Source organism: Salinispora fenicalii (assembly GCF_000514815.1).
GTDB classification, from domain to species: domain Bacteria; phylum Actinomycetota; class Actinomycetes; order Mycobacteriales; family Micromonosporaceae; genus Micromonospora; species Micromonospora fenicalii.
In genome coordinates this window covers 25,213-51,743 of the sequence record NZ_KI911472.1, presented here as the reverse complement: position 1 = coordinate 51,743, position 26,531 = coordinate 25,213, and the positions used below count along the sequence as shown (strand labels likewise).

Sequence of the window (26,531 nt, the reverse complement as noted above, 5' to 3'; positions counted from 1 at the left end):
TTTCCCGCACGAGGAGGACGACGTGACCGAGACCGCCCTCGACGCCGCCGCGCTGCGGCAGGCGGCACCCACCGCACCGGCTCTGCCCGACCAGCCGTACGTGTACCGCAGCCGCGAGCTCACCGAGCCGGACTGGCACCGCACCCCGCAGGTGGCGAAGACCGGCATCAGCTATCGACAGTGGCGGCGCGGGCACGCGCCTGCCGAACAGGTGCGCCGATGACCATGCAGAACGTCACGCCGCCGCAGACCGAGCAGGCCGCCCGCCTGCCGCTGACCGCCGGGCAGCAGCGCATCTGGTTCGCCGAGACCTTCGAGGATGCGGCCCCCGCCTACAACGTGCCGGTGGCGGTTCGCCTGCGGGGCCCGCTCGACGAGCAGCGGCTGCGGACCGCCCTGGACACACTGGCCCGGCAACACGCCGCGTTGCGCGCCCGGTTCACGGTCGACGAGAACGGCGAACCGTGGCACGAGATCGCCCCGCACGCCCCGTTCGACCTCGATGTCGTCGACCTGACCGGCGGCACCGTCGAGGCGGCCCGGACCGCCGCCGCGGGGTTCGGCTGGCAGCCGCTGGACCTGGCGAACGGACCCCTCGCGCGGGCCCGGCTGCTGCGCCTCGGTCCCGACGACACGGTCCTGGTGTTCAACGTCCACCACATCGTCTTCGACGACTGGTCCACCGGCATCCTGCTGCGTAACCTCGGCGCGGCGTATCAGGAGGGGGCAGCCTGGACGGGACCGGAGCTGGACTATCCAGACCTGGTCCGGCAGGAGAACGAGCGCCTGGCCGGGCTCGACGCCGAGAAGCACCTGCGGTACTGGGCGGACGGGCTCGCCGGGCTGCGGCACCTGGCCGTGCCCACCGACCGGCCCCGCCACCGGCATCACCGCGGCGCGGGCGCCGCCATCCACTTCGTCATCCCGGCCAGTACGGCGGACGGCGTCCGTGCGCTGGCCCGGACGTCCCGCTCGTCGGTGTACATGGTGCTGCTCGCGGCGCTGCAGGCCACCCTGAGCGACTGGAGCGGCAGCCCGGACGTGGCAGTGACCTCACCGGTCGCCACCCGGTCGGTTCCCGGTAGTGAGGACGTCGTCGGCTACCTGGTGAACACGGTGGTGCAGCGGGTCCGCGTCGTGCCCGGCAGCTCGTTCACCGCCCTGCTGGCCGACACCCGCCGGACCGCACTGCACAACTACGCCCACCAGGACATCCCCTTCGACCAGGTGGTCCGCCGGGTGCGCCCGCAGCGGACCCCGGCCGGGACCGCCCTGTTCCAGGTCGGCTTCAACTACCAGAACGCCGTGGGCGAGACACTGGACCTGCCGGGAATCTCGGTCGAGCCGGTCACGGTGCCCCGGGCGACCGCCAAGTTCGACCTGCTGCTTGACGTCGCCGACGAGGCCGGCGCGATGACCGCGTTCTTGGAGTATGACTCCGGACTGTTCGATCCGGCCGGTATCGAGGCCCTGAGCGAGACGCTGACGCGCGGGCTGACGGCGGTGGCCGCCGACGCCGACGCCGGGGTGGACGTCTTCGCCGTCGCGCCCACTGGTGCCCCGCGGCTGCTGGCACCGCTCGGCCTGGTCCCGTCCCGGCGCTCGATGCCGGTGGACTTCGCCCTGACCGCCGGTCAGCAGCGGATGTGGACGGCGCACCAGCTGCGGCCGGACTCCGCCGAGCACGCGTGTCCCCTGGCCCTCTCGCTGGACGGCCCGCTGGACCGGGCCGCCCTGACCGAGGCGTTGACCGGGCTGGTCTCCCGGCACGAGGCCCTGCGCGCCCGCATCGTCGCCGGCGCGGACGGCCGTCCGCACTGGACATCGAGCCGCCCGGCCGCGATCATCCCCCGGTACGCCGACGTCCGAAGCGCGGGCGAGCCGGCCGCCGCACTGACGGACCGGCTGGCGGACGAGCTCGCCCGCCCGTTCGACCTCGCCGCCGGGCCACTGACCCGGGTCCTGCTGGTCCGCACCGGAGACGACCGGCATGTGCTGCTGCTGTCCGTCGCACACGTCGCCGCCGACGGCCAGTCGCTCGACGTCCTGCGCGACGAGTTGCTGCACCTGTACCGGGAGGCCGCCGGCGGAGACAGCCCGGCCCTGCCCGAACCAGTGTCATTCCGCGACTTCACGCTGGCCCGGGTGGCCGAGGAGGCCGAGCCGGCCGCGGAGCGGCTCGACTGGTGGCGCCGCCGGCTCGCCGGAGCCGTCGCACCGCAGCTGCCAGTTGACTCCCCCGGAGCGGCGGCGCGGACCGGGCGCGGCGCCACGCTCACCGTCACCGTCCCGGACGGCACCACAGCGGCGCTGCGCCGATTGGCGGCGAGCTCGCGCACCACCCCGAACGCGGTTCTCCTGGCCTGCTTCCACGCGCTGCTGTCCCGCTGGACCGGAACCCCCCGCACGTGTGTCGGCACGCCGCTGGCCGACCGCCTGCACGCGGACGGCGAGACCGTCGCGGGCTTCTTCGTCGACACCGTCCCGCGCCCGGTCGACCTGTCCGCAGACCCGACAATGCTGTCCCTGATCGAGACCGTCCGCACCGGCGACCTGGACACCCACCGGTACTCCCGGGGCCGGGTCCGGTCGGCGCCGGGCCGGGCGGTCCCCGGCTGCTCGGTGGAGGGACTGCTGGCCGAGCTGCGCCGCCGGGGCGACCTGCCGGCCGAGAGTCCCTTCACCGTGCTGTTTGACGTGCGGCACGTGGACCGGACGCCGATAGCCGTCGCCGGCCTGACTGTCCGCGATGCCGCGCTCCCCCGGCTCAGCGCCTCAGCCGACCTGACCGTTGACCTGGAACTGGACGCGGACGGCGGGTTGAGCGCGACGATCGAGTACGCCACCGACCTGTTCACCACCGCGGCGGCCGAGCAGCTGGCCGCCCGTTTCCTGGCCGTGCTGGAACAGACGGCCGCCAACCCGGACGTGCGGGTGAGCGAACTGGACGGCGGTCCCGAGATTGTCCCGTGGGACGCGCAGACACCCGCGGACGAACCGGACCGCCCGATCCATGTCCTGATCACCGAGCAGGCGGCGCGCACCCCCTCGGCCACAGCCGTGGTCTGCGGCGCGGATCGACTCACCTACGCGGAACTGACCGAGCGGGCCGGAAGCCTGGCCCGGCGACTGGTCGCCCTCGGCGTGCGGCCGGAGCAGCCGGTAGCCGTGCACCTGCCGCGCGGCGTCGACTCGGTGGTCGCCCTGCTGGCGGTGCTCCGCGCCGGCGGCACCTTCCTGCCGGTCGACCCGGTCCTGCCGGCCGAACGCAAATGCACATTCCTGCTCGACTCCGGGACCAGGTTCGCCGTCGTGGACGGCGGCCTGCCCCTGCCGGACGGCGTCGTCCCGGTCCCGGTCACCGGCCCGGACGCCGGCACGGCCCCGCTGCCCACGGTGGACGTCCAGCAGCCGGCGTACCTCATCTACACCTCGGGAACGTCCGGTCGTCCCAAGGCCGTCATCGGGCTGCACGGCATGCTGACGCGGCACTGCCGGGCGATGGCCGCGGCGTACGAGCTCACCGCCTCCGACCGCGTCCTGCAGTTCGCCAGCCACTCGTTCGACGCCTCGCTCGAACAGCTGCTGCCCGGACTGACGGTGGGCGCCACGGTGGTGCTGCGACCGGACGAGCTGTGGCAGCCGGAGGAGTTCCCGGAGCTGCTGCGACGCACGGCGGTGACCGTCGCGGAACTACCGCCCGCCTACTGGTCCGCCGTCGTCAACCGCCTCGGCGACGCGCCGCCGCCGGACCTGCTCCGGCTGCTCGTTCTCGGCGGTGAGGCCGTATCCGGTGACGTCGCCCGACGCTGGCTCGCGTGGGCGCCGCGGTGCCGGCTGGTGAACACGTACGGCCCGACCGAGGCGACCATCACCGCCACCGCCGTCGACGTCACCCTGGCGGAGGCGCAGGCGGAGGTCGTCGGTATCGGCGGACCCCGGTACGGCGCGCGGGTGCACGTGCTCGACGACGCCCTGCGGCCGGTGCCACCCGGCACGACCGGCGAGCTGTACATCGGCGGTTGCCTCAGCCGCGGGTATCTCGGGCGGCCCGCGCTGACCGCCGAGCGGTTCCTGCCTGACCCGGTGGTCCCCGGCGCACGCATGTACCGCAGCGGCGATCTGGTTCGGGCCCGGGCCGATGGGCGCCTCGACTTCCTGGGTCGGGCCGACGACCAGGTGCAGATCCGCGGCCACCGGGTGGAACCGGGTGAGGTAGCGGCCCGGCTCGCGGTGGCGCCCGGTGTGGAGACGGCGGCCGTCGTCGACCACCTCACACCCGAGACCGGCGCGGAACGCGTCCTGGTCGGCTACGTGGTGCCGGAGGCCGGGCACCGCCTGGACACCGCCGCCCTGAGCCGCTTCTGCTCCGCGACGCTCCCGTCGTACATGGTCCCGGCCCACTTCGTCGAACTCGACCGGCTGCCGCTGACCACGGCAGGAAAGGTGGACCGGCAGGCCCTGCCCGATCCGTGGCGAAACGGCCTGCGCGGTACCGGCCGCACGGAACCCCGCAATGACCTGGAGCAGCTCATCGCGGACCTGTTCGCCACGGTCCTGCAGACGGACCCGCCGGGGGTGTTCGACGACTTCTTCCACCTGGGCGGGCACTCCCTGCGCGCGACCCAGCTCGTCGCCCGCCTCCGCGAGAGCTTCGACATCGAGTTCTCCCTGACCGAGCTGTACGCCACCCGGACGGTGGCCGCCGTCGCCGAATCCGTCCTGACCGCCCTCGTCTCCGACACGCAGGAAGGCACAGCATGACCATCGAAGAGCTGCCTCGTGCCGAGACGGACCCGCGCCTGGAGGCGGTCCGGGCCCGGATCGCTCGCGCGGGCGCCCGTCTGCGCCAGGGCCCGGCGCACGGCGGCGGCCTACCGGTCCAGCCGCCGGGACCCGTGCCGCTGGCGCCGGGACAGGCCGGCATCTGGTTCTCCGAACAACTGCGGCCGGGGACGCCGCTGTACAGCGTGCCGCTCGCCGTCCGGCTGACCGGCCCACTCGACGTGGACGCGCTGCGCGCGGCGCTGGACGCGGTGACGGCCCGGCACGAGGCGCTGCGCACCGTGTTCCGGCTCGGGCCGGACGGCGAACCAGTCCAGCAGACCGCTCCCGCGGCACCGGTCGCGCTGCCGGTCATCGACGTCACCGAGGCCGACCTGCCACAGGCGCTGCGTACCGCCGCCGAACAGCCCTTCGACCTGGAACGCGGGCCGCTGCTGCGGGCCTGTCTCCACCGGATCGGCGCCAAGCAGCACGTCCTGCTCGTCACCGTCCACCACATCGTTCTGGACGGCTGGTCGTGCGGCCTGCTCCTCGCCGACCTGGCCCGGGCCTACGCAGGCGAACTCCCGGCGGGCGTGGCGGCACCGGCTTTCCGTGACGTCGCCGCGTGGCAGCACGGGCGACTCGCCGCCGGTGAACTGGACGACCAGCTCCGGTACTGGCGGCAGCGGCTCGCCGGGCTGCCCGACCTGGAGATTCCCGGCGACCGGCAGCGCCCGGCAGACCGGGACTGGCGTGCGCACAGCGTCCGGCGGGAGCTGCCCGCCGCCACCGAGGCGGCCGTCCGCCGGTTGGCCGCAGCCCACGACACCACACCGTTCACCGTGCTGCTCGCCGCGTACGGCACGTTCCTGCACCGGCTCACCGGCCAGGACGACTTCGCGGTCGGCGTACCGGTCGCCGGTCGCGGGCGCACCGACCTCGAATCGGTGGTCGGCCTCTTCGCCGGGATGGTGCCGGTCCGGCTGGACCTGACCGGCCGGCCCAGCTTCGACGAGGTGCTCAGCCGTACGGTCGCCGGCTCGCGCAACGACTTCGCCCACCCGCAGATCCCGTTCGACCGGCTCGTCCGCGAGTTGCGCCGGGACCGCATCGCGGGCAGTCAGCTGCTGGTGCAGGCGATGGCCGGGACCGAATCGACCGCCGTGGCGCTGACGTTCGGCGAGGCGGCGGGCACCGAGCAGCCGGTCGACGTGGCCCTCGCCAAATGCGACCTTGACCTGAGCGTCCTGGACGACGGCGATCGCCTCGCCGTCACCCTGGTGGCCGCCGCGGACCTGTTCACCCCGGCGGCCGCGGAACAGCTGGCCGGCCAGTTCCTCAGCCTGCTCGCCGGGCTGACCGGCGCGCCCGACCGGCTGGTATCCGAGGTGGACCTGCTGGACACCGACGAGCTGCACACCGTCCTATGCAGGTGGAACGACACCGCCCGGCCACTGCCCGCCGCATCGTTGCGCGAACGCTTCCAGCAGTGGTGCCGCCGCACACCCGGCGCGGTCGCCGTGATCGAGGGGGACACGACACTCAGCTACCGCGAGCTCGACGAGCGGGCGAACCGGCTGGCCCGGCTCCTGATGGAACGGGGCGCGGGTGCCGAGACGTTCGTGGCCGTGCTGCTCCCGCGCTCCGCCGATCTGCTCGTCACCCTGCTCGCCGTCATCAAAGCCGGGGCCGCGTACCTGCCCATCGACCCGGACTTCCCGGTCGAGCGGATCGCCTACCTGCTGTCCGACGCCCGCCCGGTGCTGGTGGTAACCGACGCTGCCACGGCCGATCGGCTCGGCCCGGACGACATCACCGGGCTCGTGGTCCTCGAGGAGACCGACACCGGCGGCTATCCCGCCACGGAGCCGCCCGCCGTCCCCGCCGGACACAGCGCGTACGTGATCTACACATCGGGATCGACCGGCCGGCCAAAGGGCGTGGTGATCACCCGGGCCGCGCTCGACAATTTCCTGGCGGCCATGGCTGAACGGTTCCCCCTCACCGCCGAGGACCGGGTCCTGGCCACCACCACCGTCTCGTTCGACATCGCCGGCCTGGAGCTGTACCTGCCGCTGCGCTCCGGCGCCGGTGTGGTGCTCGCCGACGCGGACACCGCCCGCAACCCGGCGGCACTGATCGACCTCGCCGGCCGCCACCGGGTTACCCTGGCGCAGGCCACACCGACCCTGTGGCAGGCCCTCGTCCCGGAGCTCTCCGGACCGGCGCTGGCCGGAATTCGGGTCCTGGTCGGCGGCGAGGCGCTCCCCGCCGAGCTGGCCCGCCGGCTAGGCGACGCCGGCGCCGAGGTCACCAACATGTACGGACCGACGGAGACCACCATCTGGTCTACCAGCGGCCCGACCAGCGAGGACAGCATCCGGCGCGGGTCCATCGGCGTGCCCATCGACAACACCCAGGTGTACGTCCTCGACGCGAACCTGCACCCCGCCCCGATCGGGGTCCTCGGTGAACTCCACATCGCCGGAGAAGGGCTGGCCCGCGGGTACTGGAACCGGCCCGGTCTGACGGCCGAGAAGTTCCTGCCCGACCCGTTCGGCCCGCCCGGCACCCGGATGTACCGCACCGGCGACCTGGTCCGCTGGTCCGCCGCAGGCGACCTGGAGTACCTGGGCCGCACCGACCACCAGGTCAAGCTCCGCGGATTCCGGATCGAGCTCGGAGAGATCGAGACGACGCTGATCAACGCCGGTCCGGTGCGCCGGGCCGCAGCGGTCGTCCGCGAGGACCGGCCCGGTGACCTGCGACTGGTGGCGTACGTGATCCCGGACGGCCCGGTCGCCCCCGACGCGCTGCGCACAGAGCTCTCCCGGACGCTGCCCGACTACATGATCCCGGCGGTGATCGTGCCAGTGCCGGACTTCCCCACGACACCGAACGGCAAGCTCGACCGCGCCGCGCTGCCCGCGCCGGACTACGGCACACGCAGCACCGCCCGCCCGCCGCGGGACGACCGGGAACGCTTCCTCTGCACCGCTTTCGCCGAGGTGCTCGGCCTGCCGGAGGTCGCGGTCAGCGACAACTTCTTCGAACTCGGCGGCCACTCGCTGCTCGCCTTCCGGCTCCTCGCCCGGATCCGCGACGAGTTCGGCGCCGGCTTCTCCCTGCGGCGGCTGCTGGCGGCCCCGACCGTCGCCGCCGTCGCCGCGGAACTCGCCGCCGAGACGTCCACCGGTGACGACGCCGTCCACCTGGCCCCGGTGCCCCGGGATGAGCCGCTGCCCCTGTCGCCGATGCAGGAGTCGATCTGGCTGGCGGATCAGGTGAGCGCCGGCGACAGCGTCTACAACGTGCCGCTGGCGCTGCGGCTGATCGGCCCGCTGGACCGCGGGGCGCTGCGCCGAACGCTGAACCGGGTGGTCGACCGACACGAGATGCTGCGCACCCGGATCCACCCCGGCCCGGACGGGATGCCGGTCCAGGTCGCGGACCCCGCCGGAGGCGGTGCGGCACTCACCGAACGCGATGCCGCACCGGGCACGGACCTCGCGCAGCTCCTGCTGGCCGAAGCCGCCCTCGGTTTCACCCTCGCGACCGAGCACCCGCTGCGCGCCGTGCTGTGGCGCCTCGATGAGCGGGAGCACGTCCTGCTGCTGACCGCCCACCACGTGGCGGTTGACGCCTGGTCGATGGACCTGATCCAGCGCGACCTCACCGAGCTGTACGCGGCCGACACCGGGCACCGTGAACCCGAGCTCGACGAGCCGGCCCTTGCGCAGGCGGACTACGCGGTCTGGCAGCGCCAGTCGGCGCAGCGCGGGCGGTACGCGGCGGAGCTGGACTTCTGGCGCACCGAGCTGACCGGCGCCGTCGCCACCGAGGTGGCCGGCGACCTCCCACGCCCGGCCACGCCCGGCGGCGGTGGCGGTGCGGTGGAGTTCGCGCTGGCACCGCGGCAGATCCAGGGCATCCGCGAGCTGGCCCGTCGGTGCGGCACCACGGTGTCCACCGTGGTGCTCTCGGCACTGCAGACCCTGCTGTACCGGATCACCGGCGGCGCCGACGTCGTGATCGGCAGCACCGTGTCCGGGCGCGGTAACCCGCGGCTGGACAACCTGGTCGGCTGCCTGGTCAACACAGTGGTCCTGCGGGGTGACCTGTCCGGCGCACCGACGTTCCACGAACTGCTGCGCCGCACCCACGCCCGGACCGCGGACGCCCTGGCCCACCAGGAGCTCCCGTTCGAGCATCTGGTTGCCGACCGCGGCGCCGGCAACGGGCCGCTGTTCCGGATCATGTACAGCTTCAGCAGCCAGGAGCCGGCCGGCCGGAGCGCCGGCGACGTGGACCTCGAACCCGTACCCGTACCGGTCACGACCTGCAAGTTCGACCTCGTCCTGACTGTGGTGGACGGCGGCTCGACGCTGGAGGGCGTCCTCGAGTACGCCGACGACCTCTATCTGCCCGGCACCGCCGAACGGCTCGTGACATCGCTGACGAATCTGCTCGCCGCAGCCGTCCGTACCCCGGAGCTCGCGGTCACCCGCCTGGCTATCACGTCCGAGAGCGACACGGTACGCACGTCCCGGTGGGGGCGTTCCGAGCAGCACGTCGGCGACGACCGTACGGTGCACCAACTCGTCGAGGCGCAGGCCGACCGGACCCCGGGGTGGACCGCGCTGCGCACCGGCGACAGAAGCCTCACCTTCGCCGGCCTCGACGCCCAGGCGAACCGCCTCGCCCACGCCCTGCACACCGGGGCGCTGGGGGCACCGCCGGTCGGCCCGGAGACACCGGTGCTGCTCCTGCTGGACCGGAGCCCGGAACTCGTGGTCGCAATGCTCGCCGTCCTCAAGGCAGGGGGCTACTTCATCCCGGTGGACCCGGGCTACCCGATGGCCCGGCTGACCCGAATCGCCGACACGGTTACACCCGCGCTGGTCCTGACCCGCACCGGGCAAGGCGGGTGCCTACCGGGGGCCGAGGTCTTCGGCGACGTGCCCGTGGTGGCGCTGGACCGGGTGGCCGACCGGCTCACCGCGATGCCGGACCAACGCCCCGAGGTGACCGTCGACCCCCGCGGCCTGGCCTACTCGATTTTCACATCCGGGTCGACCGGGCAGCCGAAAGGCGTCGCGGTGGAGCACATCGGGATCGTGCGCTACCTCTCCTGGGCGGCCGCGAGCTATCCGACCGCCGGACGGCGCGGCACCCTGGCGCACTCGTCGGTCGGCTTCGACCTGACCATGTCGGCCCTCTTCGAGCCGTTGGTGTCCGGTCGCGGCGTCACCCTGATGCCAGCCGACGCGACCCTGGCCGATCTGGCCGAGGAACTGTCCGGGCCCCTGGCGTACGACTACATCCGGCTCACCCCGTCGCACCTGCGCCACCTGGTCGGACACTGGACCGGCCAGGAGCTCCCACCGGCGGCGCGCGGCTGGGTCGTCGGCGGCGAGACGCTGGACCCGGCCCTGGTGAAGCAGCTACTGGAGCTGCGCCCGGACGCCGAGGTCATCAATCACTACGGGCCGACCGAGACGGTGATCGGGCGCGTGGTGCACCCGGTGCGCGAAGCCGGGGAGCTGGCTGTGGACAGCCCACTGCCGCTCGGCCGCCCGCTCGGCGAGACCCGGCTCCAGGTTCTCGACGCGTGGCTCGAGGCGGTTCCGGTCGGGGCCGTCGGGGAGCTCTTCATCGGCGGCGACGGCATCGCCCGCGGCTACCTCGGCCGGCCCGCCCTCACCGCCGAAAAGTTCCTGCCCGATCCGGCCGGTGAGCCGGGCGCGCGGATGTACCGCACCGGGGACCTGGTGCGGTGGCGTGGCGATGGACTCCTCGACTTCGTCGGACGGGTCGACGACCAGGTCAAGCTGCGCGGCTACCGGATCGAGCTGGGTGAGATCGAGGCCCGCATGGCCGAGCACCCCGGGGTGGAACAAGCGGTGGTGCTGGTCCGCGACCAGCAGCTGGTCGGCTGGTTCATCCCGGCTGAGGACCACCCGCCGGTCACCGTGTCGGCGCTGCGCCGGTTCTGCGCGGAGCAACTGCCGGAGTTCATGGTGCCGAACCAGTGGGTAGCGCTCGACGCCTTCCCCCTCACGCCGCACGGCAAGGTCAACCACCGGGCGCTGCCCGGCCCGACGTCCGGACGACCGGAGCTCGAGGACCGGTACCAGGCCCCACGCACCCCCGGCGAGCAGCTGCTGGCCGAGTTGTGGTCCACGGTCCTGGGCACCGACCGGATCGGGATCGAGGACAACTTCTTCGACCTTGGCGGTACGTCGATCTCCGTCATCCAGCTCTCCGGCGCCTGCCGCCGGGCCGGGGTGGAGATCTCCCCCAAGGACGTCTTCGAGCAACCGACCGTCCGTGGGCAAGCCATGCGCGCGATCGCGCGCAGCCGCGACGATGCGTACGCCCCGGTTCTGGACACCGTCTTCGGCGCCGGGCACACCGGCACGACGCGGACGGTGGTGACCCTGCGTGGCGAGGGCGACGGGCGTCCGGTGTTCTGCGTGCATCCGAGCGGCGGCGGCGTCGCCTGGTACCTGCCCTTGGCACGCGCCCTCCCCGCGGGGCACCCGGTGCACGCGTTCCAGCCGCTCGGCATGGACGGGCGGGAGGCACCCGCAGAGACCATCGAGGACATGGCCGCCGGGTATCTGGCCGACCTGCGACTGGTGCAACCCGAGGGCCCGTACGTCGTGGTCGGCTGGTCCCTCGGCGGCACCATCGCCTTCGAGATGGCGCGGCAGTTGGACCGGCTCGGCGAGCCGGTCCAACTGATCCTGCTCGAGCCCACCCTGCCCGAGGTGGCCCGGACCATCGACCTGCACCGGCCGGCCCGGGATAGCTATCTGCGCGGCGCGGACCTCGCGGAGCGGATCCTCCGGCTGCCCGCCGGCGATCCGGAAGGCGACCGGCTGCGGGCCGAACTGACCCGGCTGCTGGAAGACGCGGGCTACTCGGCCGGCGAGATCAGCCTCGGTGACGCCCTGCCGATGCGCGCCTGCGGCCAAATGCTGGCGGCCTTCGCCGAGTACCGCCCGCTCCCCCTGCCGGACGAGTCGAAAGTGCGGACCCAGTTCGTGGTCTCGGCCGAATGCACCGACGCCACGCCCGAACGCCCCTCCGGTACCTCGCACACCGCCTACGGCTCGTACGCGGCCGGGTGGCAGAAGCTGCTGGGCCGGGCCGCGGCGCCGCGGACCATCCACCTGCCGGGAATCCACGCCACCATGCTCACCACCGACCGCTGTCCCACCGTCGTCAGCGCCTGCGTGGAAGCACTGCGCACGACGGACGACGTTCGCACGCACTGACACCCACCGTTTTCGCGTCACCTCCGAGAAAGGCGAAGTCGTGTCCGATACCGACGAACAGTTCAAGGTCGTACTCAATGACGAGGAGCAGTACTCGATCTGGCCGGCCAGCCGCCCGGCCCCACAAGGCTGGCGGGAGGAGGGGACCCGCGGTCCCAAGCAGACCTGCCTGGACCAGATCGAGACCCTCTGGACCGATATGCGGCCGCTGAGCCTCCGGCAGCGCCAGCAGGCCGCCGCGAACTGATCCCCCGCCACCTCCGACCACAAGGACACGCCATGACAACGACCTACTCCCGCACCGGCCCGGCCGCCGCCGAGCCAGTGACCGCCCCTGGACCGAGCCCCGGCACCGTCGTCGCGGCGCTGCGCCGCTCGGCGGCGCTGTGGCCCGGCGCCCCCGCCCTCGTCGACCCGGACGGAACCTTGACCTACCACGACCTGTGGTCGCAGGCCGGGATGCTCGCCGCGTCCCTGCGCCGCTACGGGATCGGCCGCGGCGATGTGGTCGGCGTCGCCGCCGAACGCACCCGGCAGAGCCTGCTCTGCCTGCTGGCGCTCGGCCGGATCGGCGCGGCCTACACGCCGCTCGACGCGGCTCAGCCCGCTCCCCGTCTCGAACGGATGATCGCGGGCAGCGGTGTCCGGACGGTAATCGGGCGGTGCGATGCCCTGATGGGCTTCCCGCGCAGCCTTTCGGTGGGATTCCTGCACATCGATCCAGCTCTGCGGTCCGGCGAAAGCCTGGGCGACAACGTCACGGATCCCGACGACCCGGTGTACGTCATCCACACCTCCGGTTCCACCGGCGACCCCAAGGGCGTCCAGGTGTCACAGGGCGCCCTGTACACGGCGGCCACCTCGCTGATCAGGCTCTGCGGCACCGGCCCGGGCGACCGGGTGCTGAGCTTCGCCTCACTGAGCTGGGACACCAGCGGCGAGGAGATCTGGTCGGCGTTCCTGTCCGGAGCCACCCTCGTCATCGACCCGGCCGCGACCAGCGGATCCGTGCCCGCCCTGCTGAGCGCGGCCCGGCGCCACCAGATCACCGTCATCGACCTGCCCACGGCCTTCTGGTACGAGCTGGTGGCCTTCCTCGATGAGGCCGACGAGACCCCGGAGGCGACGGCGGCGCTGCTCGGCGACCTCCGGCTGGTGATCATCGGCGGGGAGGAGGTCCGGGCGCCCCAGGTACGGACCTGGGCCAAGCGCGCCCCCGACCGGATCCGGCTGCTCAACACGTACGGGCAGACCGAGACGGTGCTCGTCACCCACGCCGCCGAGCTGGGCGGCGGGTTCGGCCGGCGGATCGGGCCCGGCGACCGGGTGCCGATCGGCACGCCCCTGGACCACGTGCGACAGATACTCCTGCCGGACCAGGACGGCACCGCCGAACTACTCGTCGGTGGGCCGTCGCTCAGCCTCGGCTACGCCGGCAAGCCGGAGGAGACCGCCGCCCGGTTCGGTCCCGGCCCGGACGGCACCGGCCGCTACTACCGCACCGGCGACCTGGTCGCCGAACGGCCGGACGGCGGGCTCGACTACCTGGGCCGCCGCGACCGGCAGATCAAGATCCGGGGACTGCGCGTCGAACCCGAGGAGGTGGAACGTGCCCTGTACGCCCACCCGCAGCTGCACGTCGCGGCCGTGGCGCCGGTTGACGGCCCGGACGGCCCGAGCGGTCTCACCGCCTGGGTGGTCCCGCTCGACCTCGGTACCGCCCCCGACGCCGCCGCGATCCGCACCTGGCTCGCCGGGCGGCTGCCCAGCTACCTCGTACCCGCGACCCTGCGCATCGCCGACCGGCTCCCGCTGCTCCCGAACGGAAAGGTGAACCTCAGCATGATCTCCAGCAATGACACCGCGCCCGCCACGCCCGAGGTTGACCCTGTCGCCGCTGAGCTGGCCGACCTGTGCTCCGCCGTCCTGGGCGCCCCGTGCGGCGTGAACGACGACTTCTTCGACGCGGGCGGCGACTCCCTGAAGGCCACCCGGCTGATCTCAAAGGTGTACCGGCGGTTCGATGCCGAGCTGACCTATGTGGACGTCTTTGAGCACCGTACTCCGGCCGAGTTGGCGGCCCTGATCGGCGGGCGTCCGTCATGACCCTGCGCCGCCTGCACGTGCTGGTGACCGGCACGTCGTCCGACGCCCACACCTGGAACCTCATGTACCTGCAACTCGCCCTGGAGGAGGCCGGCCACGACGTCACCAACCTCGGGCCGTGCGTCCCGGACGGCCTGCTGACCGAGACCTGCGTCCGGCTGCGACCCGACACACTGGTGATCAGCTCGGTCAACGGGCACGGCCACACCGACGCGGCCCGGGCGGCCGCGGCGGTGCGCTACGACCCCCGGCACGACGCGATGCCGATCATCGTTGGCGGGCTGCTCGGCACCGCCGGGGACCCGAACGCCGACCACACGCCCGCGCTGGAGGCCGCCGGGGTGACCGCCGTCCTCGAGAAGGACGACCTGCCGAAGCTGATGCGGCTGCTCGCCGAGATCCGTGCCGCCGCCCCTGCCGCCGCCGCTACCGCCGCCGCTGCCACTCCCGCTGCCGCCGCCGGCCGCGAGCTGGAAGGCGCGCGATGACAGCACCACCGGGGACAGGCTTCGCCGGTGCGATCAACAACACTCGGCGGGACGGTCTGGTGGTCGTCCAGCCCCGGATGGGCTTCGCCGAGCCATCAGCGATGCGGGCGGGACTGGTCGCGGTCCGGGACGCCCGGGCGACCACCGTTGGCACGATCACCCTCGACAGCTACACCCGCGTTGGCGACCTACACAGCGCCCGTACCGCCGTGCGGACCCGGACCCGCCTCAACGGCTACCCGCTGTGTACCCATCCCGACGACACCACCAGGTCCATGCTGTCCGAAGTGTACGGGCCCGGATTCCCGATCCAGGTCCGGCACGGCTCAGCGCGGCCTGGGCACATCATCGAAGCCATGGCGCGGATCGGGCTGGACGCCACCGAGGGCGGGCCGGTCTCCTACTGCCTACCGTACGGCCGCACCCCATTGCGGTCCGCGATCAGCGAGTGGTCGGCTGCCTGCGACCGGCTGGCCGAGATGTCCACGCCGGAACGACCGGCCCACCTGGAGAGCTTCGGTGGCTGCATGCTGGGGCAGATGTGCCCGCCATCGCTGCTGGTGGCCATCGCCGTGCTGGAAGGCCTGTTCTTCGCCCAGCATGGGGTGCCGAGCATCTCACTGAGCTACGCCCAGCAGACCCAGCCCGAACAGGACCTGGAGGCCCTGGCCGCCCTCCGGCGCCTGATCGACGAGCTACTGCCGGGCCTTGACGTCCACGTCGTCCTGTACACGTACATGGGCGTTTTTCCCCGGACCCGGGCCGGCTCCTCCAACTTGCTCGATGAAAGCGCCCGGATCGCCGTCTTCGGTGGTGCCGAGCGGCTCATCGTCAAGACAGTCATGGAGTCGGTCCGAATCCCGGACGTCGCCGACAACGTCGCGGCAGTGGAACGGGCCGAGCGCGAGGTCCGATGTTCCCAGCAGATGCGGGCCGCCGGCCGCCCCCCTTGGACGCCGTCAGAGTCCGGGCTGTACGAGGAGGCCCGCACGATGATCGACGCGGTCCGGTCACTCGACCCAGACCTGGGCACCGCCCTGCACATCGCCTTCCGGCGCGGCCTGCTGGACGTACCGTACTGCCTGCACCCGGACACTCAGGGCCGGACCAGGAGCCGGGTCGCCCCCGACGGACGGCTGGAGTGGGCACATGTCGGCTCCCTGCCGATCGACGGGCCACGTCCGGCCGGGCACGCGGTCGGCGCACAGGAGCTGACCAGCATGCTGAACTACGTGGCGGATCGCTTCGACTCGACCGCGGCGGCCGTACGCTGATCGGCGGCAGGCCCACGCACCACCGCGGGCCTGCCGCCGTGGGTAGCCGCCCACGCGTGGGCCTCAGGCACGGCCGCGAAGCATGAGATTCCAGTAGAGGGCCGGCAGTCCGTAGCGCTTGAGATACCACATGTCGGTGCGTTCGTGGGTGGTGTCGAGGAACGGAATGCTGGGTGCGGGATGCATGGTGTAGTCGAACTCGGCGAGCAGCATCTTGTTGCGGGCCGTGGTCAGCGGGCAGGATGCGTACCCGTCATATGCCGCCGGCAGCGGCTCGCCCCTAATCGTGGCGATGAGATTGCGGGCCACCACCGGTGCCTGTTTGCGGATCGCGGCACCGGTCTTGGAATTCGGAGTGGACCCGGCGTCGCCGAGGGCGAACACGTTCGGATATCGGGTGTGCTGCAGGGTGTTCCGATCGACGTGGGCGTAGCCGGCCGGGCTTTCGGGGTCTGCCAGGGCGGTCTGCTTGAGCCAGTCGGGGGCTGACTGCGGTGGTACAACATGCATGAGGTCGTAGCCGATGGATTGTCCACTGCGGTTGTTGTGATCGGCGATCACCGCCTGGCGACTGTCGGCGTCGACTTCGACGAGCTCACTGTTTTTGTGGACCTCGATGCCGTACCGGGCGGCGACGCGTTCGAGTTCATCGGCGAAGACCTGGACGCCGAACATGGTTGGGGTGGGCAGCACGAGCACGACCCGGATGTCCTTGAGAACGCCTTGTCGACGCCAGTGGTCCGCGGCCAGGTAAGCGATCTTCTGTGGGGCGCCGGCGCATTTGATCGGCCCGACGGGCATGGTAAACACCGCGGTCCCGGAGCGCAGGTTTCGGATCAGTTCCCACGTCTTCGGCGCCGTGGCGTACGTGTAGTTGCTGGATACCATCGGAGTGTCCATGGCCGCCGCCATGCCGGGGATCTTGTCCCAGTCGAGTTGGATGCCGGGGCACACGACGAGATGGTCGTAGCGGACCCGGATCCCACCGGCGGTGGTGACCGTCTGCTGGTCCGGGTCGATGGTGTGCGCGGCGTCCTTGATCCAGGCGATACCCTTCGGCATGACCGACGCCTGCGGGCGGGCGCTCTCCTTAGCCTTGGCGCATCCGCCACCGACCAAGGTCCACAGCGGCTGGTAGTAGTGGGTTTCTGCGGGATCGATGAGGCCAATGTCGGGGACTCTCGCCCGGCGGAGCCGGGCGGCGACATCGATGCCGGCGCTGCCGCCGCCGATGATGAGGATGCGATGGTGAACGGCCGGTGCGGTCATGACGGTGCCTCCGTGGGTGAGGCCGTCGGCGGGGTGACGCTCCCTCGGCGGCATGGGTCGGTCAGGTTGTTCAGCCGGTGGTCTGACCGGAGGTGACAGCGACGGCGTACTCGTCGTCGATGTGGACGACGTCGTGGCCGGCGCGGTCGAGCAGGCTGGCGGCGATGCCGGCCCGGAACCCGCTGGCGCAGTGCACCGCAAGCGGGCCGGGTGGAACGTCACCGAGCCGATCCAGCAGGCAGTGCAGCGGGATGTGCACCGAGCCGGGAATCGCGCCAAGGGCGCGTTCGTCGGCGCGCCGCACGTCCAGCAGGGTCAGGGCCTCCCCGGCCTGCCGGGCTGCGGCGAGTCCAGCGAAGGTGATCCGCCGGTAGCCGCGGGTGGCCACGCCGTCGGCCAGGTCGCGCAGCTTGCCCGTGGCAGCGCCGTCCGGCCGGTCGATGCCGATGCGCACGAGTTGGCGTTGCGCGTCGGTGATCTGCTGCGGGGTCTCACCGATCAGGGTGAGCGGCATGCCCCAGGGAATGAGCCAGCCGAGGTACGTGGCGAACTGCTGGCTCAGGGCGATACTGATGGTACCGACGAGGTGCACGGCGGCGTACGCGGTACGGTCGCGCAGATCGACCACCCACTCCCCGGCGCTGATCCGTTCCCGCAGTTCGGTCGGACTGACCTGCTGCGGTGCGGACAGGTCGACAGGTCCGGCGCCAGCACGGTTACGGGTACCCATGTACGCGTAGTAGGCCGGGTAGGCGGTGAGACCGGCGACCAGCCGCGCCACGAATGTGTCCTCGTTCGTCGCGGTGAACGCGTCGTTGCGGGTTTTCTCCTGCCCGACGGTGCTGTCCTCGCCGCCGGACCTGGATCCGGCGGAGCAGAAGCTGCCGAATCCGTGGGTCGGAAAGATCCGGGCGTCGTCGTCGAGCAGGTCGACGAGGCGATGTGCCGAGCGGTACTGGGCCCGGGTCAGTTCCTCCGTGCGGGTCGGGTCGACCAGGTCGGTGCGCCCCACGCTGCCGTAGAGCAGGCAGCCGCCGGTGAACACTGCCGCCGGCCCGGGGCCACCGCTAATCACGAAGGCCAGGTGAGTATCGGTGTGTCCCGGGGTCGCAACCACCCGCACTCGCATGCCTCCCACCGACAGTTCGTCACCATCAGCGACGCCGTGCCGCTCGAACGCCACCTCGTCGGCGGCGTTGACCGCGTACGGCGCGTTGTGCTGATGCGCCAGTTGCAGGCCGCCGGAGACGTAGTCGTTGTGGATGTGCGTCTCCAGCACCATCGCGCAGCGCAGCCCGCGCTCGTTGAGAACCGCCTGCAAGCGGTCCAGGTCACGCTGCGGATCAACCACGATCGCGACGTGCCCGTCGTGGGCGATGTAGCTGCGGTCACCGAGCTCGCTGGTCTGCACCACTGCCACGTCCACCACGGGGTCAACCCCTCCTTGGCGAAGATGCGAATGTCCGTCCGTCAGGTGTTGATATTCGAGCAGGGGTAGCAGACGCATCGGGGCGCCCGGTCGCCAACGCCTTGTCGCAGGCCTCGGCGAACTCACAGGAGGGGAACCGGTCGACCGCTTCCACGCGACACACTAGGTCCGCACCGAACCGGATCATGACGCTCAGCCGCACCCGCGAGAGGTTCGGGCGTTCGCGCGGCCGACGCAGTTCAGCTCCGAAGAAGTGGCGCTCGGACAGTGCTGGCTGAAGCGTCCGCGGGGTCTGGCTCATTGCGCCGCCTTTCAGCTCCTCGCGAGCGAAACATCGAAGTACATGAACGTCGCACCCATAGGGTCACCCAGGGTTTAGCTCAGCGCAACCAGGAACGCCGGAAACAAGTTTCATGTGCCCGCAGGCTGTCCGCGCAACGACCAGGGCCTTTACTGACAACTGACACGACAGCGAGGTCGCGGACGAGCAGCAGGTGCGGTCGTTCTTCACCGGGCACGTCACATCACCGACACCCTCGGCCCCTTCTCGCCGTCACCGTCACCGCCGCCAGCACCAGCACCAGCACCATCGGCATCAACCTGCTCGACCAAGCCACCACCACCCACCCCACCCTCACCAAAACCTGGGTCGACGCCGGCCTCACAAACCACGTCGCCGAACACGGCGCCCACCCTGGCGTCGACGTCGAAATCGTCACCAGGGACCCCCCCACAGGCCAAGGCTTCAACATGGTCAAACGGCGATGGGTCGTCGAACGCATCATCGGCTGGCTCATGCACCACCGCCGACTCGTCCGCGACCACGAAGCCCGACCCGACAACTCCGCCAGCATGATCACCATCGCTATGATCGACAACCTCGCCAAACGCCTCACCACCGAAACCACCCCAACCTGCCGAGAACCCCTACAACCCCAACACACACAAAATATGTGAATCAGACCTCCTCTTATTGGTGGAACTGATCACCCGCAAGATCGGCTAGCAGGACGCATGACCCAACCCCCTGCATGACGCGGTAACCGCGATGGACACGATCACACCGCAAAGACTGTCGGCAACCAGACGAACACATCTAGTGATGAATGAGTTGTGTCGGTCGCTGTCCGTCGCGCTAGCATCCAGTGTGGAGGTTGTCGACTGGATGCGACAGGGCCTCCTGTGGAGGTTGCGTGAGCGTAGGTGACCCAATCTGCGAATCCCCGAGGGGTAACGTGTGTGTTCGGTGCCGCTCGGATCTGGTTCGCCGAGCCCACGACGGCGGTCATGGACAGCCATTACGCTCAACTCATCCATCTAGGACCGAGGTGCCATCGTCACCTTGTGCGGCTCCGGGCGGTCCACCTACGGCACCCGTGCCGGTGGAACGCGACGAGCCGGCGACTACCTGGCGGTACCGCCAGCAACGAGGTCCTCACCTCACTCCGGCGAGGAAAGCGCTCAACTCGTCGGAGATCCACAGTGGAATCAGAGGAAGTAGCCGTGTTCTAATTTGGCAGGTTCATCCGTATCCGGCCGGAGCCTCCGGACGGAGTGGCAAAGGAGTGCGCATGCCCGTCACCGCCGACCTCGGCAAGCTGGTTGACAAGGCCTACCAGGACAAGACCCTCACCGAGATCGTCGACGCCCCGGTGTCCGCCCTCTCCGGAGTCAGCGACGGCGACGCCAAGCTGCTCAAGGAAGCCTTCAACATCACCACCGTCGGCGACCTCGGCCGCAACCCGTACTTCCGGACCGCGAACGCCCTGGTCGCCCTTACCGGCGCGAAGTAACACCATCGTCGATATCCAGCGGCACGTCGCGCCAGGCGGGCACTGATCAGACGCGGGGTGACCACCGTCCGCTTCCGACCCGTCATCAGACGGTGGTCACCCCGCAGCCAGCCGCGTGGCTGAGGAGTCCCACGGTAGCCACCGTAGTGGTTCGAGGGGGTAGGCCCACGCGACCCCGAGGTCGTCGTCCCAATCGCCCCGCACCGTCACATACCCGGCGGCGGGTCGGGCATCCGCCGAATCATCCGGATCAACGTCATCTGGGACACTGACAACCTCGCCTTCACCCAGGCCGACAGCGACCCGCCGGTACTTCCCCGTTTGCCGGTGTTGACCGCTGGATCGGGCACGCTCGAATGGTCAATGCTGCCGGTATTCCTGGATGTCGGCCTTGAGCCGCGCCGCCAGGCGGTAACACAGCCCTCGGAGTTCCTCGATTTTCTCGTAGACGGCGCGCTCTCGATCCGGCGGCAGCGACCCGCTCCAGTTGATCGACAGATCGCTCATGCTTCCCATGCCGCCGTAGGCGTCCAGCCAGTACACGACCATCGAGTACGGCCAGCCCGGGACCATGATCGTCTGGTCCTTGCCACGCCCATAGGTGTGACACAGGATCCGCTGCGGTGAGGTATGCGCGTCCGGCCGCAACCAGCAGGTGATGTCCACACCCAGCACGAGACGCCCGTTGGCCGCCCGAGGCAGCGGCGCCCGGCCAGGGCGGTGCGCAGCCGGTCGATGTCCAGCCGCCGGCAAGCGAGGCGTCGTACAACGCCCCGTGACCGCGGCGGTGCTCACCAATCAGCGACAACTCCACCAACGACCGGACCGGCCCATCAGCGCACAACACGGCGTCTGCCAGGTCGAACCACGCGTCAGCCCGCGCGGTCAAGCAGTCGTAGAACTCTCGCCGGAACCTGCCCAGGTCCCCGACGGCCTCAGCCGCAGCACGATCATGCACACTGATCACCAGAACAGCCGCTGGTTATTGATGCTCTTCCCTCGACAAGAAGATCATCGACCAAGGACTGTTTCCGTGACCAGCCAGGGTCCCCAGAGGACCCACGGAGGCTGAAACTCAAGTTAGCGAGAGCCGAAGAGAGCGCGGGCACTGATTACCAGATCCCCCGCTTTGGCGGAGGCACCGAATCGAACGGATGAGAAGGAAGCGCCCGCATGGCCTCGGCTCTCGCCGCTTACTCAGGGATCAACTCACTCAGCCTATCCAACGTGTATGCCTCGGACCCGTCGGGCAAGCCCTCCGGCGCGTCAATGCCGATGAACGTGACGGGCTCGTCCGGCAGCTGTCCGTCCCACGTCGTCACCTCAGCCCGCGCGCGCCACCGGTCGACAAGGTAGGACGCGGTAAGGTACCGCCGCTCCATCAGCGCCCGCACCCGATCCGTCGTGGTGAACGTGTTGTCCTCCACCCGGTTGAACGACGGCCGCCCCCGCAGGTACAGGTGCAGCCACACGGCCTGCCAACCGTGCTCGGTCCTGGCGAACACCATCGGCAGCGCGACCCGGCCCTGCCCGCGCATCTGCGAACGCGCCCGCACGGTCCGGGCGTCGAACGGGGCACCTCGCTGGTCCCGCTCCCGGGTCTGGTAGCCGAACATCGACTCGGCAGCCTCGTCGAACGACTCACCCGCATAGATGTAGACCTGCGGAACCACGTAATGCCCGAGATCCGCCAAGGGCACGTCGATGAACTCGGTCGCGCCGTTCGTCGCGTCGGTGACGTCCCCGGAGTGCACCACCCCGTCGTGGCGGTAGTTCGTCCAGGACACCTGCCCCGCCGGGTGGAATTCGCCGTCCAGCAGCAGCACCGACAGGTCGTAGTCGGTGCGGCGACTCGCCTGCCGCCAATACGTGAAGAAGCGCAGCAGCTCACCGGTGACCGGTGCGCGCGAGCCTCGCGGCAGCACCGCGAAACCACTCTCGGTCGCCTTGCCCGACAGCGGCAGGGCGACGTCGAGCACCTCCGGATCCACCAGCAGCCGCCGCTGCGGATCCGGCAGTCGGGCGCTGATCTCGGCGTCGAGCAGGCCCGACAGCTCGGCCACCAGTTCGGCGGGCAGCGGCGGGCGGGCATCCAGGCCGACCCACGCGTTGCGCGAGCGGCTCGCGTACATCCGGGCCGACGCGGGTGTCAGCCGGTTGTCGACGTGCTCCCGCAGCGACAGCAGCACCCGGCCCGACGCCGCACCGAACGCGCCGGTGACCGCGTCGAGGACGGCGCTGCGCTCGGCCGCCGATGCCAGCCGCAGCAGCCGGTCGGCGGATCGCAGGAGCATGCCCGGAGCGGCCGACAGCAACGACGCGGCCTGACCGACAGCGCCGGCACGGACGGCCGCCTCGGCCCGACCCGCCAGGTTCGGCACCCGGCGCTCGCCACGCGCTACCGCGAACACCTCCCGGGCGTGCGGCCACTGGCCGTACTCGTGCGGGTGCAGCCGCTCCCCGAGTCGCTTCCACCGCTCGGCATACCGGGCGACGTCACCGAGCTTGCCCGGGCTCGCCCCGACGACAGCGTCCAGCGCAGCGAGCAGCACCCGCCGCTCCGGGCGCCGGAACGACCGGAACCGCGTAGCCGTCACCAGTGAGGTGTCCCCGCCGGAAGCCTGACAGGCAAGCCGCAGCACATCCGTCGTGGTGTCCATACCGACCAGCGGCCGGCCAAGCACCAGCCGGACCCCGTTGAGCACGGCACGGTTCTCCCGCACCGGCACCTCCGCCGGCTGCGCGCCATCCATGCAGGCGACCGCCAGCTCACCAAGGACGGTCAGGTCCGCCTCACCCAGCGGCGTCGCGCTGCCGGCCAGGGCCAGATACAGCCGCTGCGCCTCCACCTCGACGACATCACCGAGCTGTAGCACCGTCACCCGGTCACCGGCCGCGGTGATCAGCTCATCGTGCGCCGCTAGCAGCTCGGCGTAGGTGTGCTGGTAGGTCCCGTACGCCGGCAGGTCGAGCAGGTTCACCCCACCCGAGGCGACAGCCGCACGCAGCTGCGCGTCGGTCGCCGCGCCCCCACCGATGAGAACGGCCGCCCGCAGCCGGTCGATCCAGAACTCCACGGTGTCCGGCACATCGTCCGGGAAGCTGATGAAGTACGCGTTGTGCCGAACGTGATCACCGACCAACTCCCGCACCGCCGACACCACGGTCGCGGCGAGATCCATCGCCGGCTCGGGCGCCAGGCCACCGATATGGCCCAGCAGAGCCCGCGACGCCGAGAACCCGACATCGAGCAGCGCCGCGTCCAACTGCCGGGCCACGGACGTGCCATCACCGGCCACGCCGGTGCTCGCCGGCACGCGCAGCGCCCTCTGAATGATCAACTTTTCCAGCACGTGCCTCCTCCTCCCGGCGGACTCCAACAACTGCCAACCCGCAGCCGCGGCACAGTGGGCCTGACGATGCAGAATGCGAAAACGATCATCACCGTGGTCGGCAACCCGCTGCCGGCCAGTTTGGCCAGGTCACGACATGCCTGACGTCTAGGTCTGGCGAGTTGGCGCTATCAGCAACGGACACAACTGGGAAAACTACGCTACGTAGCGGTCGGATTGCGGCATGTGAGCTAAACCGATCATGATGTTCGCTAAGGGGCTGCGAGTCACTCGCGGCTTTGGGCGAAGTCGCGATCGGCAAGGCCGACGGACGGATATCCACCCGGTACAGCAAGGCTTCTCCTCGATTGTGGGTTGGATCGTACATCACGTCCGCCCTGCAAGATCGGACTTTGAGGCTCAGTCATCGATATCCGCGGTGGTCACCGTCCCATCGAGAACGACCTTGACCTCCGCTTCCAGTTCGAGGTTCCCCTTCGCGCCGAGGTCGTTCATATACGCCTCCGTAGCCGTCGCGGTCCTCGGGGCGCAGCGTCGGGGTCGGTAGGGTCACGATCGTCACGGGGTCGCTCCGTTCAGGGCGGGTGAGACGTCGGCGGGCAGGCACGGGAGGATCTGGGTGTGCGGAGCGCGGCCACCACTCGTCGCAGGCAGTCGTCCGGGCTGGCGCTGGCGATGACGGCCTGGTAGGGCAGGTCGAGGGTGGCGGCTTCGCGCCGGATGCCGGGGATGCGGGACCGGAAGCGGCGCAACTTCAGCTCGTACAGCGCTGTTCCGTCGCAGCGACGACGGAGAAGCCGGTTGCCACAGGTAACACAGTTCTCGAAGTCGGCGGCAGCAGCGCCGGCGGGCCGGTGGGGGTCGGCGTCGAGATCGGGTTCGCAGGCCGGGCAGACTCGGTGTGCGAGTGATCGTCCGATCACGATGGTATCCGGCGCGGTCAGCTCGATCACCATGACCGGTAGCCCGAGCCGACGGCCGATCTCGCTGATGGTGCGCAGCTGATTGACCGTGCCTGGCAGGTTCTCCAGCACCGTCACGCCGGTCGGCTCCCGGCCGAGCAACGCGACGTCCAGCAGCACGCGGACGGTCTGGTCTGAAAACCAGCCGAGCGGGTCCTCGGTGGCGAACAGGGCCGGGTCGGCGTCGGGGCGGTGCCGGAAGCCTTGGGCGAACTCGCGCAGCCGGAACACCTGCGCGCCGTGGACGGCGGCGAGCTGGGCTGACAGGGTGGTCTTGCCCACGGCGGGCGGTCCGGTCAGCGCGAGGAATCCGGGCACGGCGAAGCACCTCCGTCAGGCGTGCTGGGGTTGGGGCCGGCGACGGCCACCGGGGGGTGTGGTGGTCAGACGGTGGCGGGCTCGGCCAGCGAGGTCGCGAAGCCCGCGGGGATGTCGACCGTGGGCAGCGGGTTGCCCAGCAGTCGGTACATGAGACGTTCGCCGGTGAAGGCGGCTCGGCCGTGCAGCCAGCGGGTGTTGCTCAGCAGGTAGCCGTGGCCGGGCTTGAGCGGCGCCGGTGTCTCCAGGTCGCGCAAGGCCGTCTGCAGCGTGGCCAGCTTCCGGGTGATTTGCGGTGAGAACCTGGCCAGGTCGTCGAGCCGGAACCGGACGACGGTGGTGCCCTCATGCTCGGCGAAGACGGCACCGAGGTGACCTGCGGCACCGCCGAAGAGCACGCTGCGCGGTGTCCGCAGCGCGGCGAGCAACTCGGGGTCGCGCACCGCCAGCTCGTGGTGCAGCCGGGCGCCGTCGACCAGTCGGCACTCGCCCCCGGCGGCGGCACCGCGAGCGCAGAACAGCAGCATGAGCCCGGGAGGCTGGTCCTCGGCCGAGGACTCGGTGTGCACGGTCAGCTCATCGCGGCCGAAGCCGGCCAATCCAGGTCGGCGAGCCAACTCGCCACGATCGTGGATGGCGGTGACGCCGTCCGGATCACTGTCGCGGTGGTGCCAGATGCGCATCACCTGTCCTGCCAGGCGCAACAGCGATGCCCGGTCGGTGACGCCCTCGAAAGTGGCCAGGCCGACGCCTCTCAGCGCAGCCGCAAGCCGGGTCCCGGCTTGACTGTCGTGCGGATCGACACGAACGTGATAGATCATGGTGAGCCCCCTGTCTGACCAACACCACCGTCAGCCCGAGGTGCTGGTCAATCAAGTGACGGATTGTCAAGGTGCCCGCCGCCTGCGGCGACGCCTGTCACGTCGTCGCCGTGTTACGGTCCGCTGACAGCCGACTGCGGAAGGACGCGAACATGTACCGGCCTCACGCCTTCCCGGTGTCCATCAAGGGCGTCTGCGTCCGCGACGGCCGGGTCCTGCTGCTGCGCAACGAGCGCGAGGAATGGGAACTCCCCGGCGGCAAGCTCGAACTCGGCGAGGACCCGGCCGCCTGCGTCGGCCGGGAGATCAGCGAGGAGACCGGTTGGACGGTGCGGGTCGGCCCGATCCTCGACTCCTGGCAGTACCACATCCGCGACGGCATCGACGTGCTGATCGTGACCTACGGCTGCTTCGTCGACGACGACTCGCCGATCACGGTGAGCTCCGAGCACAAGGAAGCCCGCCTGTTCGCCGCCGACGAGATCGCGGCCCTACCCATGCCCGACGGGTACCGGCGCTCGATCCACGACTGGTTCACCCGGCTCGAAACACCGGTAAGCGGATAGGCATGCGCTGCCGGGCCTGCGCCACCTCCGTCGACGAACCTGATGGCGTGCCGCTGTGCCCGGCCTGCGCCGCGGTCACCGGCAGCCCGCGCGAGCCTGCCC

General features: G+C 70.8%; 13 protein-coding genes and 4 pseudogenes. 10 read left to right on the top strand and 7 right to left on the bottom strand.

Features of this window, described 5'->3' with window-relative positions; translation table 11 throughout:
- The first annotated feature begins 22 nt into the window (after nucleotides 1-22).
- From B116_RS0121195 to B116_RS0121165, 7 genes are read left to right on the top strand one after another with little or no spacing between them, the layout of a single operon-like run.
- Entirely contained in the window at nucleotides 23-223 is a 201-nt protein-coding gene (locus tag B116_RS0121195) for a hypothetical protein (RefSeq protein WP_018722480.1), read from the top strand.
- Nucleotides 220-4,764, top strand: coding sequence for a non-ribosomal peptide synthetase (locus tag B116_RS0121190; protein WP_027661234.1), 4,545 nt, complete (start codon nucleotides 220-222; stop codon nucleotides 4,762-4,764). The genes B116_RS0121195 and B116_RS0121190 overlap by 4 nt, the downstream gene beginning before the upstream one ends.
- Nucleotides 4,761-12,050, top strand: a complete 7,290-nt coding sequence (locus B116_RS0121185; protein ID WP_027661233.1) for an amino acid adenylation domain-containing protein — start codon at nucleotides 4,761-4,763, stop codon at nucleotides 12,048-12,050. The genes B116_RS0121190 and B116_RS0121185 overlap by 4 nt, the downstream gene beginning before the upstream one ends.
- A gap of 40 nt (nucleotides 12,051-12,090) precedes the next feature.
- Nucleotides 12,091-12,297: an MbtH family protein gene (locus tag B116_RS0121180; RefSeq protein WP_018722477.1), complete on the top strand. Its 207-nt coding sequence runs from the start codon at nucleotides 12,091-12,093 to the stop codon at nucleotides 12,295-12,297.
- Between the two features lie 32 nt (nucleotides 12,298-12,329).
- Nucleotides 12,330-14,156: a non-ribosomal peptide synthetase gene (locus B116_RS0121175; RefSeq protein ID WP_027661232.1), complete on the top strand. Its 1,827-nt coding sequence runs from the start codon at nucleotides 12,330-12,332 to the stop codon at nucleotides 14,154-14,156.
- Nucleotides 14,153-14,644: a cobalamin B12-binding domain-containing protein gene (locus B116_RS0121170; protein ID WP_027661231.1), complete on the top strand. Its 492-nt coding sequence runs from the start codon at nucleotides 14,153-14,155 to the stop codon at nucleotides 14,642-14,644. Before B116_RS0121175 ends, B116_RS0121170 begins: the two co-directional genes overlap by 4 nt.
- Entirely contained in the window at nucleotides 14,641-15,918 is a 1,278-nt protein-coding gene (locus B116_RS0121165) for a methylaspartate mutase (protein WP_027661230.1), read from the top strand. The genes B116_RS0121170 and B116_RS0121165 overlap by 4 nt, the downstream gene beginning before the upstream one ends.
- Nucleotides 15,919-15,981: 63 nt before the next feature.
- Here B116_RS0121165 and B116_RS0121160 read toward each other — a convergent pair whose 3' ends face one another.
- From B116_RS0121160 to B116_RS28495, 3 genes and pseudogenes are all read right to left on the bottom strand, one after another.
- Entirely contained in the window at nucleotides 15,982-17,187 is a 1,206-nt protein-coding gene (locus B116_RS0121160) for an NAD(P)/FAD-dependent oxidoreductase (protein WP_027661229.1), read from the bottom strand.
- Between the two features lie 70 nt (nucleotides 17,188-17,257).
- Nucleotides 17,258-18,616 carry an MBL fold metallo-hydrolase gene (locus B116_RS0121155; RefSeq protein ID WP_027661228.1) on the bottom strand — a complete coding sequence of 453 codons (1,359 nt, stop codon included), beginning with the start codon at nucleotides 18,614-18,616 and terminating at the stop codon, nucleotides 17,258-17,260.
- Between the two features lie 53 nt (nucleotides 18,617-18,669).
- A pseudogene (locus B116_RS28495) lies at nucleotides 18,670-18,917 on the bottom strand (helix-turn-helix domain-containing protein); the annotation flags it as partial.
- Nucleotides 18,918-19,094: 177 nt separating this feature from the next.
- Here B116_RS28495 and B116_RS27030 point away from each other — a divergent pair.
- Nucleotides 19,095-19,573: pseudogene (locus B116_RS27030) on the top strand (transposase); the annotation flags it as partial.
- A gap of 614 nt (nucleotides 19,574-20,187) precedes the next feature.
- Entirely contained in the window at nucleotides 20,188-20,409 is a 222-nt protein-coding gene (locus B116_RS0121145; RefSeq protein WP_016810424.1) for a hypothetical protein, read from the top strand.
- Between the two features lie 540 nt (nucleotides 20,410-20,949).
- On the opposite strand, the pseudogene B116_RS28845 reads toward B116_RS0121145, so the two are convergent.
- From B116_RS28845 to B116_RS0121120, 4 genes and pseudogenes are all read right to left on the bottom strand, one after another.
- Nucleotides 20,950-21,376, bottom strand: a pseudogene (locus B116_RS28845) (transposase); the annotation flags it as partial.
- Nucleotides 21,377-21,602: 226 nt separating this feature from the next.
- Nucleotides 21,603-23,762 carry a TerD family protein gene (locus tag B116_RS0121135; RefSeq protein ID WP_027661226.1) on the bottom strand — a complete coding sequence of 720 codons (2,160 nt, stop codon included), beginning with the start codon at nucleotides 23,760-23,762 and terminating at the stop codon, nucleotides 21,603-21,605.
- Between the two features lie 558 nt (nucleotides 23,763-24,320).
- Nucleotides 24,321-25,042 (bottom strand): annotated as a pseudogene (locus tag B116_RS25620) (hypothetical protein).
- 65 nt (nucleotides 25,043-25,107) lie between these two features.
- Nucleotides 25,108-25,863 (bottom strand): TauD/TfdA family dioxygenase, encoded by a 756-nt coding sequence (locus B116_RS0121120; RefSeq protein WP_027661225.1) that lies wholly within the window; start codon nucleotides 25,861-25,863, stop codon nucleotides 25,108-25,110.
- Nucleotides 25,864-25,934: 71 nt separating this feature from the next.
- Between B116_RS0121120 and B116_RS0121115 the strand changes: the two genes are divergently transcribed.
- The gene (locus tag B116_RS0121115) at nucleotides 25,935-26,429 is read left to right on the top strand and encodes an NUDIX hydrolase (protein WP_027661224.1); all 495 of its coding nucleotides are present in this window, start codon (nucleotides 25,935-25,937) and stop codon (nucleotides 26,427-26,429) included.
- Nucleotides 26,430-26,531: the final 102 nt, after the last annotated feature.

Bases quoted from the DNA above. Each gene is read 5' to 3' on its own strand.
- B116_RS0121190 (WP_027661234.1), top strand. From the start codon at position 220: ATGACCATGCAGAACGTCACGCCGCCGCAGACCGAGCAGGCCGCCCGC.
- B116_RS0121185 (WP_027661233.1), top strand. From the start codon at position 4,761: ATGACCATCGAAGAGCTGCCTCGTGCCGAGACGGACCCGCGCCTGGAG.
- B116_RS0121175 (WP_027661232.1), top strand. From the start codon at position 12,330: ATGACAACGACCTACTCCCGCACCGGCCCGGCCGCCGCCGAGCCAGTG.
- B116_RS0121170 (WP_027661231.1), top strand. From the start codon at position 14,153: ATGACCCTGCGCCGCCTGCACGTGCTGGTGACCGGCACGTCGTCCGAC.
- B116_RS0121165 (WP_027661230.1), top strand. From the start codon at position 14,641: ATGACAGCACCACCGGGGACAGGCTTCGCCGGTGCGATCAACAACACT.
- B116_RS0121160 (WP_027661229.1), bottom strand. From the start codon at position 17,187: ATGACCGCACCGGCCGTTCACCATCGCATCCTCATCATCGGCGGCGGC.
- B116_RS0121145 (WP_016810424.1), top strand. From the start codon at position 20,188: ATGCCCGTCACCGCCGACCTCGGCAAGCTGGTTGACAAGGCCTACCAG.
- B116_RS0121120 (WP_027661225.1), bottom strand. From the start codon at position 25,863: ATGATCTATCACGTTCGTGTCGATCCGCACGACAGTCAAGCCGGGACC.